12 protein-coding genes are annotated in these 12,287 nt (G+C 64.2%); 3 read left to right on the top strand and 9 right to left on the bottom strand.

What is annotated here, in order from left to right:
- Window positions 1–21: 21 nt before the first annotated feature.
- Window positions 22–1,608 carry a transcription termination factor NusA gene (gene nusA, locus B015_RS0103110; RefSeq protein ID WP_018426199.1) on the bottom strand — a complete coding sequence of 529 codons (1,587 nt, stop codon included), beginning with the start codon at window positions 1,606–1,608 and terminating at the stop codon, window positions 22–24.
- Between the two features lie 51 nt (window positions 1,609–1,659).
- Window positions 1,660–2,295, bottom strand: coding sequence for a ribosome maturation factor RimP (gene rimP, locus B015_RS0103105; protein WP_018426198.1), 636 nt, complete (start codon window positions 2,293–2,295; stop codon window positions 1,660–1,662).
- A 288-nt stretch (window positions 2,296–2,583) separates the two neighbouring features.
- Between rimP and B015_RS33505 the strand changes: the two genes are divergently transcribed.
- The gene (locus B015_RS33505) at window positions 2,584–2,748 is read left to right on the top strand and encodes a hypothetical protein (RefSeq protein ID WP_198292840.1); all 165 of its coding nucleotides are present in this window, start codon (window positions 2,584–2,586) and stop codon (window positions 2,746–2,748) included.
- Between the two features lie 240 nt (window positions 2,749–2,988).
- Here B015_RS33505 and B015_RS0103095 read toward each other — a convergent pair whose 3' ends face one another.
- From B015_RS0103095 to B015_RS0103080, 4 genes are all read right to left on the bottom strand, one after another.
- Window positions 2,989–4,545 carry a tripartite tricarboxylate transporter permease gene (locus B015_RS0103095; RefSeq protein WP_018426196.1) on the bottom strand — a complete coding sequence of 519 codons (1,557 nt, stop codon included), beginning with the start codon at window positions 4,543–4,545 and terminating at the stop codon, window positions 2,989–2,991.
- Between the two features lie 28 nt (window positions 4,546–4,573).
- The gene (locus B015_RS0103090) at window positions 4,574–5,062 is read right to left on the bottom strand and encodes a tripartite tricarboxylate transporter TctB family protein (RefSeq protein WP_018426195.1); all 489 of its coding nucleotides are present in this window, start codon (window positions 5,060–5,062) and stop codon (window positions 4,574–4,576) included.
- On the bottom strand, window positions 5,059–6,003 hold the full coding sequence (locus B015_RS0103085) for a tripartite tricarboxylate transporter substrate binding protein (RefSeq protein WP_018426194.1): 945 nt from the start codon (window positions 6,001–6,003) through the stop codon (window positions 5,059–5,061). Before B015_RS0103085 ends, B015_RS0103090 begins: the two co-directional genes overlap by 4 nt.
- A gap of 300 nt (window positions 6,004–6,303) precedes the next feature.
- Window positions 6,304–7,368 (bottom strand): ABC transporter substrate-binding protein, encoded by a 1,065-nt coding sequence (locus B015_RS0103080; RefSeq protein WP_018426193.1) that lies wholly within the window; start codon window positions 7,366–7,368, stop codon window positions 6,304–6,306.
- Window positions 7,369–7,484: 116 nt separating this feature from the next.
- Between B015_RS0103080 and B015_RS0103075 the strand changes: the two genes are divergently transcribed.
- Together B015_RS0103075 and B015_RS0103070 are read left to right on the top strand one after the other, a co-directional pair.
- The gene (locus B015_RS0103075) at window positions 7,485–8,159 is read left to right on the top strand and encodes a response regulator transcription factor (protein WP_018426192.1); all 675 of its coding nucleotides are present in this window, start codon (window positions 7,485–7,487) and stop codon (window positions 8,157–8,159) included.
- Window positions 8,159–9,547 (top strand): sensor histidine kinase, encoded by a 1,389-nt coding sequence (locus B015_RS0103070; RefSeq protein WP_018426191.1) that lies wholly within the window; start codon window positions 8,159–8,161, stop codon window positions 9,545–9,547. The genes B015_RS0103075 and B015_RS0103070 overlap by 1 nt, the downstream gene beginning before the upstream one ends.
- Before the next feature lie 50 nt (window positions 9,548–9,597).
- On the opposite strand, the gene B015_RS0103065 is transcribed toward B015_RS0103070, so the two are convergent.
- From B015_RS0103065 to B015_RS0103055, 3 genes are all read right to left on the bottom strand, one after another.
- Window positions 9,598–10,299 carry a tRNA (guanine(46)-N(7))-methyltransferase TrmB gene (locus tag B015_RS0103065; RefSeq protein ID WP_026226825.1) on the bottom strand — a complete coding sequence of 234 codons (702 nt, stop codon included), beginning with the start codon at window positions 10,297–10,299 and terminating at the stop codon, window positions 9,598–9,600.
- Window positions 10,300–10,315: 16 nt separating this feature from the next.
- Window positions 10,316–11,599, bottom strand: a complete 1,284-nt coding sequence (gene metK, locus B015_RS0103060; RefSeq protein ID WP_018426189.1) for a methionine adenosyltransferase — start codon at window positions 11,597–11,599, stop codon at window positions 10,316–10,318.
- A 154-nt stretch (window positions 11,600–11,753) separates the two neighbouring features.
- Window positions 11,754–12,170 (bottom strand): helix-turn-helix transcriptional regulator, encoded by a 417-nt coding sequence (locus B015_RS0103055; protein WP_018426188.1) that lies wholly within the window; start codon window positions 12,168–12,170, stop codon window positions 11,754–11,756.
- Between the last annotated feature and the right edge of the window lie 117 nt (window positions 12,171–12,287).

The raw sequence follows: 12,287 nt of genomic DNA, 5'->3' as shown, positions 1-12,287 counted from the left end.
CTATCTCCGGCCCCGCCCACGTCACTCACCGGCGACGTCGGCGGCTTCTTCAGCCGCTTCGTCTTCGGTGATCCAGCCTGCCTTGCGGCGGGCGGCAACGACCATCTGCTCTGCATCAGCGCGCGACACGCCGTAATCGGCCAGAACGCCCGGATAGAACTTGGTCTCTCCGTCCTTGCGCTCCTTCCAGCCGACGAGATCGTCGGCGGCGTAGCCGGCGAAGTCCTCGACCGTCTTCACGCCGTCCTCGCCGAGCGCCACCAGCATCGCGGTGGTGATACCGGGGATCTCGCGCAGCTCATCCTGGACGCCCAGCGTCTTGCGCTTGTCGTCGTGCTCGGCCTCGATCTTTTCGAGGTATTCGCGGGCGCGGGTCTGGATTTCCGAAGCCGTGTCTTCGTCGAAGCCGTCGATCGATGCGATCTCGTCAGCATCGACATAGGCCACTTCCTCAACCGAGGTGAAGCCCTCGGAAGCCAGCACCTGGCCGACCATCTCGTCGACGTCGAGCGATTCCATGAACAGGGTCGAACGCTCGACGAATTCCTTCTGGCGGCGTTCCGACTCTTCCTGCTCGGTGAGGATGTCGATGTCCCAGCCGGTCAGCTGCGAAGCCAGGCGCACGTTCTGGCCGCGGCGGCCGATGGCCAGCGACAACTGGTCGTCGGGAACCACGACTTCGATGCGCTCTGCGTCCTCGTCGAGAACGACCTTGGCGACTTCAGCCGGCTGCAGGGCATTGACGATGAACGAGGCTGCGGAAGGCGACCACGGAATGATGTCGATCTTCTCGCCCTGGAGCTCGCCGACGACGGCCTGGACGCGCGAACCGCGCATACCGACGCAGGCGCCGACCGGGTCGATCGAGCTGTCACGCGAGATGACGGCGATCTTGGCGCGCGAACCGGGGTCGCGGGCAACCGACTTGATCTCGATGATGCCGTCGTAGATCTCAGGCACTTCCATGGTGAACAGCTTCGCCATGAACTGCGGATGGGTACGCGACAGGAAGATCTGCGGGCCGCGTTGTTCGCGGCGCACGTCGTAGACATAGGCGCGGACGCGGTCACCGTACTTGTAGTTCTCGCGGGGGATCAGCTCGTCGCGGCGGATGATGGCCTCGCCACGGCCGAGGTCGACGATGACGTTGCCGTATTCGACACGCTTGACGGTGCCGTTGACGATCTCGCCGATGCGGTCCTTGTATTCGTCATACTGACGGTCACGCTCTGCTTCACGCACCTTCTGGACGATGACCTGCTTGGCCGACTGGGCGGCGATGCGACCGAAATCCATGGGCGGCAGCTGTTCGGCGATGAAGTCGCCGAGCTGGGCATCGGGGTTGCGCTCGCGTGCCGAGGCCAGCGCGATCTGGGTGGCGTAGTCATCGACCTTCTCGACGACTTCCATCAGGCGCTGCAGCTTCATCTCGCCCGTGTTCGGGTTGATGTCGGCGCGGATGTTGGTCTCCTGGCCATAACGCGAGCGCGCGGCCTTCTGGATCGCATCGGCCATGGCGGCGATGACGATCGACTTGTCGATCGACTTCTCGCGGGCGACCGCATCGGCGATCTGCAGCAGTTCGAGCCTGTTGGCGCTTACAACCATTGTCTTTCTCCCGGAGCTTCCGGCCGGACCATGCCCAGCCACTCGGCTCTATCAATCTTCCGTTTCGGTTTCTTCGTTTTCGTCCGCATCGTCGGCGTCATCGCCACGATGCTTCTTGGCTTCCTTGCGAGCCCTGTTGTCCTTGCTCAAGGCATCGCGGATCAGGTCGTCGGTCAGGATCAGCCGGGCATCGGCAATCGTGTCGAAGGGCACGCGCACCGTCGGCTCCTCGCCGTAAGCGGCCTGGTCGCGCTGGATCAGGATGCCTTCGTCGTCGGCCTCGGCGATCTTGCCGCGGAAGCGCTTGCGGTCGGCGACCATCACCGAGGTCTCCATCTTCACGAGATGACCAACCCAGGCAATGAAGTCCGACTTGCGCACCAGCGGCCGGTCGATGCCCGGCGACGACACTTCGAGATGATACGCCTTTTCGATCGGATCATCGACATCGAGGGCCGGCGAAACCGCACGGCTCACCTCTTCACAATCCTCGACGGTCATGGTGCCGTCTTCGCGCTCGGCCATGATCTGCAGCGTCAGGCCGTTCTGCCCGGACAGGCGGACACGCACGAGACGGAAGCCAATGCCGCGAAGCACGGGCTGGACGATCAGGGCAATGCGGGCGTCGATGCCAGTCTCGCGGACGATGCGATCGTCGCCTGCCTGTTCGACTGCGTTTTCGGTCATAGAATCTCCAGACGGTCGGCAGGTAACAAAAAAGAGCGGGACCGGGTGGACCCACTCTTCGTCATACCGACCAAGAATTTGTCGCTGATATAACCGAAGGCGCCGCCCCTTTCAAGTCCCGAGGACGATGGCGCCCCCGGCGTCGGCCGGCGTCCACAGGCGATCATTTAACCGACCAATGCAGCAAACGCATGGCAAACATGCGCAGCCGCCACTGGTAGTTCCCTTTGCGTCACCTATATTTGCTGCGTTGCACAAAAAATGATGCAGCGCGAAAGGATGATGAAGATGAACGCCCGCAAGCCCCTTGGACGCATTGGCAACCTGGTTCGCACGCTCGGCAGCGCCGTCGCCGCGGCTGCCGCGGTCGAGCGCGGTTACCGTCCTGACAACAAGGATCTGGTCATGCTGGGTATCGATCCCCGGCACTTCGACCGCATCCGCCGCTACTGATTTCACGACTTCAGGGTAGAGAGCGCCCACGGGATCGGGCTCGTCCTCACGGACAGCCGCAGATCCGACGTGATGCAACGTCTTTTGCACCTTTGAGATGCGGCGTTGCAGCAGCGCTCCGGAGCGGTGGTCCTGGCGGATTCACCGCTCTGTCGCCCTGGATCCCCCCACAGGCGGGGCAAAGAAAAGCCGAAGCGCGATCTCCCGTGCTTCGGCTTTTTGTCTCAAGGACTGAAAGTCTCAGTCTTCGTTGGCGCCGAGTTGGGCCAGCACCTTTCCGCGGCCGCGCGCCCTGAGATAGAGCGGCAGCAGCACAGCAGTTGCGGCCAGCAGCAGCAGCACGATCGCGATCGGCGAATGCACCAGAATCGACGGGTCGCCCTGGCTGATGGCGAGCGCGCGGCGAAGCTGCTGCTCGGCCATCGGCCCAAGGATGAGACCAACGACCACGGGCGCAATCGGATAGCCGAAGCGGCGCAGGCCATAACCGAGCAAGCCGAATGCCAGCAGCATGCCGAGTTCGAACGACATCGGCCAGGTGAACAGGCCTCCAACGTTGAGCTGAAAGACGGCCGAATTGGCGCCAATGGTACCAAGCGTCGCAAACAGCAGGATGCCGGCATAAAGCCACGGCGTCGGAATGGTCAGCAGTCGCACCCACACACCGATCAGCGGCAGGTTGAGCACCAGAAGCATCAGGTTGGCGACCAACAGCGAGGCAATCAGGCCCCAGACCAGCTGTGGGTTGGTGGCAAATAGAAGCGGACCGGGCTGCAAGCCGAACTGCTGGAAGCCGGCCAGCATGATCGCGGCCGTGGCCGTGGTCGGCAGGCCGAGCGTCAGGAGCGGCACCAGCGTGCCGGCAGCCGATGCATTGTTGGCAGCCTCCGGACCGGCAACCCCCTCGATCGCACCATTGCCAAACTCTTCCGGCTTCTCGGCAAGCTGCTTTTCCATCGAATAGGACAAGAAGGTGCCGATCTCGGCGCCACCAGCCGGCATCGCGCCGATGGGGAAGCCCACGGCGGTTCCGCGCAGCCACGGCTTCCACGACCGCCGCCAGTCCTCGCGGGTCATCCACACGGACCCCTTGATCGCCTGAATGGTCGACTCGCCACCTTTGCTTGCCGCGACTGTGAGTGCTTCGCCGACGGCAAAGAGTGCAACCGCCAGCGTCGTCACCTCGACGCCGTCGAGCAGGTCGGGGATGCCGAAGGCAAGGCGCGCCTGGCCGGTCTGCAGATCGATGCCGATGAGGCCGAGCGCCAGGCCGATGAACAGTGCGGTGAGGCCACGCAGCGTCGAGTCGCCGAAGGCTGCCGACACGGTCATGAAGGCCAGGATCATCAGCGCGAAATATTCGGCCGGGCCGAAAGACAGCGCCATCTTGACGACAGTCGGAGCAATGAAGGCAAGGCCGATGGTGGCAATCAGGCCGGCAACGAAGGAGCCGATGGCAGCGGTCGCAAGTGCCGGGCCGCCGCGTCCGGCGCGGGCCATCTTGTTGCCCTCGAGGGCCGTGACGATCGACGCGCTTTCGCCTGGTGTATTGAGCAGGATCGACGTGGTCGAACCGCCATACATACCGCCATAATAGATGCCGGCGAACATGATCAGCGATCCGGCAGGGTCGAGCTTGTAGGTGACCGGCAGGAGCAGCGCCACAGTGAGCGCCGGGCCGATGCCGGGAAGAACGCCGACGGCAGTGCCGAGCGTGACGCCGATAAGCGCATAGAGCAAGTTCATCGGCTCAAGAGCGATGAGCAATCCCTGCGCCAGCAGACCGAACGTATCCATTGAGATGCCAAGCTCCCTTGATAATCGCTCAGAACAGCAGGTGTTCGAGCGGGCCGGCGGGCAGCGAGAGCTGCAGACCCTTGGCGAAGATGATGTAGATGACGAAGGACAGCGCGATGCCGATCGGGATCGTCTTCCACAGCGGGCCGCGGCCGAATGCGCGCGCGGTGCAAGCGAAGAGCAGCCCGGTGGCAAACGAGAACCCGGCGTACTTCAGGAGCAGCATCTGGGCAGCGAGGCCGCCGACGATCCAGAGGATCGGGCTGAGTTCCTGGTGCTCGCGCTCGGGGAAGTCACCGCGCATCGCTTCGAACGCGGTCCAGATCGACAGGCCGAAGAAGGCGACTGCGATCACATAGGGGAAGGTCGTCGGCCCGACGCGGGCGTAGCTTCCGCCGGGGGCGTGGCTTGCCGTGCTCCAGGCGATCACGACAGCGACCACCATCAGCAGGGCGGCGATGACAAGCGCCGCCCGATCCGGGCGGCGCTTGTCGTTTTGCTGGGTATCCCGGCTCATTTCACCAGGCCGATGTCTTTCAGGATAGCGGCGGTAGCGTCGGTATCCTTCTTGAGCTGGGCTGCGAAGTCGTCGCCGGCGAGGTAGGTGTTGGCCCAACCCTTGTCGGCGAGGATCTTTTCCCACGAAGCCGACTTGACCATCTTCTCGACGTCGGCGAGCACGGCTGCCTTCTGCTCGGCCGAGATGCCGGGGGCAGCGGCGACCATGCGCCAGTTCTGGATGGCGACGTCGATGCCGGCATCCTTGAAGGTCGGGGCGTCGACGCCTTCGACCTTTGCGTCGGACGAGATGCCGAGGATGCGCAACTGGCCAGCCTTGATCTGCTCGGCGAACTCGCCGTAGCCGGAAATGCCGACAGTCACCTGGCCACCGAGGATAGCAGCAAGCGCTTCACCGCCGCCGGAATAGGCGATGTAGTTGACCTTGGTCGGGTCGACGCCGGCAGCCTTGGCGATCAGGCCAGCGGTGATGTGGTCGGTACCGCCGGCCGAGCCGCCGCCCCAGGAGACCGAACCCGGATCAGCCTTCAGCTTGGCGACGAGGCCAGCCATGTCCTTGATGTCGGAAGCGGCCGGAACGACCAGGGCTTCATACTCGCCGGTCAGACGGGCAATCGGGGTGACCTGCTCGAGCGTGACAGGCGAGGCGTTGGTCAGGATCGCTCCGACCATGACGTAGCCGCCGACGATCAGCTGGGCTGCGTCGCCATTGGCCTGGTTGACGAACTGCGCGAGGCCGATGGTGCCGCCGGCGCCCGGGACGTTGTTGACCTGAACCGAGCTGGAGATCTTCTCGTCCTGGAGTGCGGTCTGCATCGAACGGGCGGTCTGGTCCCAGCCGCCGCCAGGCGCTGCCGGAGCCATGATCTTGTAGTCGGCTGCAAATGCCGGCAGGGCGAGCGCGCCTGCGATGATGGATGCCAATACGAACTGCTTCATTGCTGTTCCTCCCTTGCCCGCATGCGCGGTGCAAAATGCTTGTCAGTTTCTCAGCCGGCACGTCAGGCGGAAACCCGGAAGCAGATGGGAAGGAGACCGGCAGCAATGGCCGATCATGCGCAACGTTCCAGCCCCTCTCTTCGGCGCTGATCGCGCCGCCGGGCAGCCTTTGGGGAACGTGTTTGAAGTCCTCCCGAACTTTCCGAGCCTCACCGCCTCCACGGACAGGCCAGAACTTCCCTATCGCAGCAACCTGACATCAGACTGACAGCGAAGCAACTGGTTGGGAACAAACCGATATCAGGGGCTGCGCAGCGCCTCGTTCCAGCGCTCGATGACGCGCGAGCGCTTGACCTGGTCGAGATAGACCATCAGACCCGGACTGACGGGCACCGGCCGCAATTGCCCGCCCAGCACCTCCTGCATGCGGTTGGCGGTGTTCTCCCCCGACACCTCCGGGTTGACTGCAGCGATATGCAGCTGTCGTGCCAGAACCGTCTGGCCCTCGGCCGACATGAAATATTCGAGATAGCGGCGGCCGAGGTCGGGTGAGCGCGCGGCGGCGGGTACAAGCCCGATGCGCGACATCACCACCGTATAGTCCTTGGGCAATACGATGCCGACATTGGGATCGCGCGCCGCCCAGTCGGCGGCGTAGGAGCCCAGGATGTTGTAGCCGAGCACGAAGCGGCCATCGGCGATGCGCTCGAGGATCGCGCCGCTGGTCGAATAAAGCTTCACGCCGGCTGCACCCATGGTACGGATGACCGACCAGATGTCGGGATATTGCTCCTGGTCGCGCGCCATGAACATGAAGCCGACGCCCGAGCGCTCGATATCGTAGGTGGCGATGCGGCCATAGACCCTGTCGCCCTGCGCCCTGAGGAAATCGACCAGCTGGCCACGCGTCGCCGGTGGCGGCGAATCCCTGAAGCTCGGCTTGTGGTAGACGAAGACCGCCGGCTCGAAGGTCAGCGCATAAGCGGTGTCGCGCCAGTTGGCCCAGCGCGGCCACAGATCCGACAGCGGCAGGCGGCTTTCCTGGGCATAGCCATCATTGGCAAGCTTGACCTGCAGGTCCATCGCCGACGAAAAGGCGATGTCGGCGGTGCCCCTGCCCTCGTCGGTCTCGGCAACGACGCGGTCGTAAATCTCGGTCGTCAGAAGATCCTCGTAGCGCACGGCGACATCTGGGTTGGCCTTCTGGAAGCCGTCGATCATCGGCTTCGCCAACGGTGCGTCGAGCGACGAATAGACAATCAGCGTACGCGCCTGCGTGTCGCCGTTGAGCGCCGGAAAGACGGTCACCTCGGCAAGTGCGGGCGATGCGAGACAAATGAAGGCGATGAGGACGGCAAGGCGCATGATGGCGCGACCATGCAACAGTAGCGCGCTGGGCACAACGGCGAAGCGTCATCAGCAGGCTGGACCTTTGCCCATCAAGTGGGCATCGTCGGTAAAGGAGCGGCAGGGAGAATTCGGTGCGCATTCTGGTGGTCGAGGACAATGCCACGCTGGCCGGCGGGCTGGCGGCGGTGCTCAAGGGCAGCGGCTACGCCGTCGACGTGGTCGGCGACGGCGCCTCGGCGGTCGCCGTTCTCGCCACCGAGCGTTTCGACCTCGTCATACTTGACCTCAACCTGCCGGAGATGGACGGCCTCGACGTCTTGCGCACCATGCGCGGCCGCCAGCATGACGCCGCCGTGCTGATCCTGTCGGCGCGCCACTCGCTCGACGAACGGGTCAAGGGCCTCGACCTCGGTGCCGACGACTACATGGTAAAGCCGTTCGACGTCGGCGAACTGGAAGCGCGGGTGCGCACTCTGTTGCGCCGCCGCGCCGGCCTCAAGGCCGCCACGGTCAGCTTTGGCGAGGTCCAGCTCGACCTCAACACGCGCAGCTTCTCGTCACGTGGGGCGGCAATCGACATCCCGGCGCGCGAACTGGCGCTGCTCGAAACGCTGTTCATGCGCGCCGGCAAGGTCGTCGCCAAGCAGGCGATCATCGAATCGCTCGCCGGCTTCGACGAGGATTTGAGCGCCAACGCCATCGAGCAATATGTCAGCCGCCTGCGCAAACGGCTCGCGCCCTATGGGCTCACGGTGCGCACGGCGCGCGGCATCGGCTACTATCTCGAAAAGCTGCCCAGCCCCTGATGATCAGGACCAAGACCTATTCGCTGCGCCGCCGGCTGCTGCTCTGGCTCCTGGTGCCGTTGGTAGCGCTCGGCCTGATCGCGCTGGCCGACACCTATAACGAGGCGGTCGACACTGCGAATGCCGTCTCCGACCGCGTGCTGGCCGGTTCCGCGCTTGCGATCGCCGAACGCGTCGTGGTGGCCGAGAACGGTTCGCTCGAAGTCGACATCCCCTATGTCGCGCTGGAGATGCTGACGTCGGCGGCCCAGGATCGCGTGTTCTACCGCGTCGACGGACCCGAAGGCTTCATCACTGGCTACCAGGCCCTGCCGGTCATCGACGGCCTGCATCCGGAAGAAAGCGGCTATTCGGATTCGAGCTTCCGCGGCGAACCGATCCGGCTTACCTCGCTCTCCCGCGCCGCCTCGACAGGCGCGACCTCGATTCCCTTCGTCGTCACCGTGGCTGAGACGACCATAGCGCGCACCCAACTGGCGCAAACCATCCTGCTGCGCTCGGCGCTGAGGCTCGCGATCCTGATCGGCAGTGCCGCGGCCATCGTCTGGTTCGCCGTCACCTTCTCGCTGCGTCCGCTCTATCGGCTGCGCGATGCCATCGCCGAGCGCAACCCAGACGACCTTCACCCGATCGAGCAGTCGGTGCCCAAGGAAGTGCGGGGGCTGGTCGACACCGTCAATTCCTTCATGGGCCGGCTTGGCTCCGCGCTCGGCGCCATGCGCCATTTCACCGGCAATGCCAGCCACCAGCTGCGCACGCCGCTTACCATCATGCGCACCCAGCTCGCACTTGCCTCGCGCGCGCATTCGCTGGAGGAGGCCCGCCGCGCCGCCCGCATCGGCGACGAGGCAGTGGCCCATGCCGAGCGCGTCATCGCCCAGCTTTTGCTGCTCGCCAAGGTCGACCAGGCAGCCTCCGAACGTCTTAAAAGCCTCGGTGCGGTCGACCTCACCGACCTTGCCCAGACGCTCACCGCCGATCGCGTCACCCACGCGCATGCCGCCGGCATCGACCTCGGTTTCGAGGGCGAAGAGGCGCTCTATGTGCGCGGCGAGCCCATGCTGCTCAGTGAGATGATCCGCAACCTGATCGAGAACGCGCTCGCTTATGCCGGCTCGGGCGCCGAGGCTACGGTCAAGGTATTGCGCGACGGCGACGACGTGGTGCTCGAGGTCGAGGACACCGGCCCCGGCATCCCCGCGGCCGAGCTCGAGACCGTGCGTCAGCGTTTCGTCCGCGGCCGTCTGGGAGACCAGCCGGGAGCTGGCCTCGGCCTTCCCATCGTCGAGGAAATCGCCTCGCTATTCGGCGGCCGGCTGGAACTCGCCGCCCGCACCGAGGGACGCGGACTGAGGGTGCGGGTGGTGTTTACAGGGGTCGAGGGCTGAGGATGCGCACAGCCCCTTCTCCCTCAAGGGGAGATGGGATCGCGCCTACCCTAAGCCTTGACGAATGTCAGATAGGCCGGCGTGCGGTTCTCACGGATGGCCTTGGCCTCGTAGCGCGTGCGGGTCCAGCCTTCGTAGGGCGTGTGCCAGTCGCTCGCGTCGGCCGCCTGCCAGTCGAACGCGCCATGCGCCCGGCAATGCAGCAGTGTCCAGTTGACATAGGTATCGATGTCGGAAGCGAAGCGGAACTTCGCACCAACCTTCAGCACCCGTGCAAAGCGGTCGAGATTGACCGGGCTGACGAAGCGGCGCTTCCAATGCTTCTTCTTCCGCCACGGGTCGGGATAAAACAGGTCGATGCCGTCGAGCGACGCCTCCGGCAGCCAGTCGAGCAGCTGCGTGGCGTCGTCGTCATAGAGGCGGATGTTGAGCTGCGGCGTCTCGTCGAGCACCGTCATCATCTTGGCCATGCCGTTGACGAAGGGCTCGACGCCGATGAAGCCGGCATCGGGATTGTTGGCGGCGATGTGGCGAAGATGCTCGCCACCGCCAAAGCCGATTTCGAGCCGCACATGCGACACCGGCGCCTCAAACAGGGTGCGCAGGTCGGCGGGTGCAGGTGCGGCGAGATCGATGCCGAAGCGGGCGAGGCCCTTTTCAAGGGCGACGGCCTGATGCGGACGGACAGGTTTACCGCGCCGCCGCCCGAAAAAGGCTTCGCTCATGCGGCTGCGGCGCGGTTCCTGTTCCATGACTACGACGGTCGCCTTACGCGGCGACCGCATCCTTGCTGGACACAGCGTCCTTGATGGCCTTCACCAGGTCGGTCTTCTCCCACGAGAAAGAACCGTCGCGGCCGGCCTTGCGGCCGAAATGGCCGTAGGACGACGTCTTGGCGTAGATCGGCTTGTTAAGGTCGAGATGACGGCGGATGCCCGACGGCGACAGGTCCATGACCTCGCGCAGCGAGTCTTCCAGAACCGCCTCGTCCACCTTGCCGGTGCCGTGCAGGTCGACATAGACCGACAGCGGCTGGGCAACGCCGATGGCGTAGGACAGCTGGATGGTGCAACGGTCGGCAAGCTTGGCCGCAACCACGTTCTTGGCGAGGTAGCGCGCGGCATATGCTGCCGAACGGTCGACCTTGGTGGTGTCCTTGCCCGAGAACGCGCCGCCGCCATGCGGGGCTGCGCCGCCATAGGTGTCGACGATGATCTTGCGGCCGGTCAGGCCGGCGTCGCCGTCAGGACCGCCGATGACGAACTTGCCGGTCGGGTTGATGTACCAGTTGCAGTCGTTGGCGATCTCGAGATCGCCTAGCGCCTCGCGGATGTACGGCTCGACCACCTTGCGGACCTTGCCCGAATCCCAGCTGCCGTCGAGGTGCTGGGTCGAGAGCACGATCTGGGTGACCTCGTGCGCCTTGCCGTCCTGGTAGCGCACGGTGACCTGGCTCTTGGCATCAGGACCAAGCTGGCCGGCGTCGCCCTTGCCTTCGTGGCGGGCAGCAGCCAGCAGCTCGAGGATCTTGTGGCTGTAATAGATCGGCGCCGGCATCAGATCGGGGGTCTCACGGCAGGCGTAGCCGAACATGATGCCCTGGTCGCCGGCACCCTCTTCGCCCTGGCGATCGGCGGCGCTGTCGACGCCCTGGCCGATGTCGGGCGACTGGCCGTGCAGCAGCACGTCGATGCGGGCGGTCTTCCAGTGGAAGCCGGCCTGCTCGTAGCCGATGGCGCGGATGGCCTTGCGGGCCACTGCCTTGAACTTGGACGGGTTGATGACCGGGTGGCCGGCGGCGTCCTTGAGGACCGCGCCGTTCTTGTCCTTCTTGAGAAGGGTGTCGGGAACACGAACTTCGCCGGCGATCACGACGCGGTTGGTCGTTGCCAGCGTTTCACAGGCAACGCGGACCTTCCACGGATCCATGCCGGTTTTTTTGGCTTCACGATAGACGAGATCGACGATCTCGTCGGAAATGCGATCGCACACCTTGTCCGGGTGGCCTTCGGAAACGGATTCGGAAGTGAAGAGATAGTTCTGCCGCGACACGGGATGTCCCCTCTTGAAAAGCGACCGGCGCGATGCCGATCATTTGGCGCGGCATGTGTTAGCGAAGCCTGCCGGAACTCGTCAAGCAGGCTTTTCGCCACGTAATGCAGGATATTGGAAAGGCGTTGCGACGGCGCATCGCCGTCGCAGCTGGTTATTGGTCTTCGTCGTCGGCCAGAACCTTAGCCAGCTCGATGACCTTGCGTCGCACTTTCGGGTTGGAAATGCGGGCAAAGGCGCGGTTGAGCTGCAGGCCTTCGGCGCTCGACAAAAAGTCGACCACGAAGTTTGCGGAGGCGTCTTCCGCGAGCCCTTTGTGCTCGCCTTCCTGTCCCGGTGCGTCCTCGAAGAAGAAGGAGACCGAAACGCTGAGGATCGAGGCGATGGCCTGAAGGCGACTCGCTCCGACTCGGTTTGTGCCTTTTTCGTATTTTTGGATCTGCTGAAAGGTAATTCCCAGACTTTCTCCGAGCTTCTCCTGGCTCATTCCCAACATGTTGCGTCGCAGGCGAATTCTACCGCCGACGTGTACGTCGGTCGGATTTGGTTTCTTCTTGTTTTCTTTTTCCACTGTCTTTCCTCGCCGGATTCTTCCAGCTTATTATTGGGCAGTCAGCCCGTTAGGGCAGTCTATGGCGCTCGGACAGAAACGCCATTTGGCACGACCTTTGAGCCGCGCGGCAGCATA

It is taken from the genome of Hoeflea sp. 108 (assembly GCF_000372965.1).
Lineage (GTDB): Bacteria > Pseudomonadota > Alphaproteobacteria > Rhizobiales > Rhizobiaceae > Aminobacter.
The sequence above is the reverse complement of the archived record's forward strand: the minus strand, read 5'-3'. Positions and strand labels throughout refer to the sequence as shown.

Excerpts from the sequence above, each read along its gene's own strand:
- nusA (WP_018426199.1), bottom strand. The coding sequence starts at position 1,608 with ATGGTTGTAAGCGCCAACAGGCTCGAACTGCTGCAGATCGCCGATGCG.
- rimP (WP_018426198.1), bottom strand. The coding sequence starts at position 2,295 with ATGACCGAAAACGCAGTCGAACAGGCAGGCGACGATCGCATCGTCCGC.
- B015_RS33505 (WP_198292840.1), top strand. The coding sequence starts at position 2,584 with ATGAACGCCCGCAAGCCCCTTGGACGCATTGGCAACCTGGTTCGCACG.
- B015_RS0103095 (WP_018426196.1), bottom strand. The coding sequence starts at position 4,545 with ATGGATACGTTCGGTCTGCTGGCGCAGGGATTGCTCATCGCTCTTGAG.
- B015_RS0103090 (WP_018426195.1), bottom strand. The coding sequence starts at position 5,062 with ATGAGCCGGGATACCCAGCAAAACGACAAGCGCCGCCCGGATCGGGCG.
- B015_RS0103085 (WP_018426194.1), bottom strand. The coding sequence starts at position 6,003 with ATGAAGCAGTTCGTATTGGCATCCATCATCGCAGGCGCGCTCGCCCTG.
- B015_RS0103080 (WP_018426193.1), bottom strand. The coding sequence starts at position 7,368 with ATGCGCCTTGCCGTCCTCATCGCCTTCATTTGTCTCGCATCGCCCGCA.
- B015_RS0103070 (WP_018426191.1), top strand. The coding sequence starts at position 8,159 with ATGATCAGGACCAAGACCTATTCGCTGCGCCGCCGGCTGCTGCTCTGG.
- B015_RS0103065 (WP_026226825.1), bottom strand. The coding sequence starts at position 10,299 with ATGGAACAGGAACCGCGCCGCAGCCGCATGAGCGAAGCCTTTTTCGGG.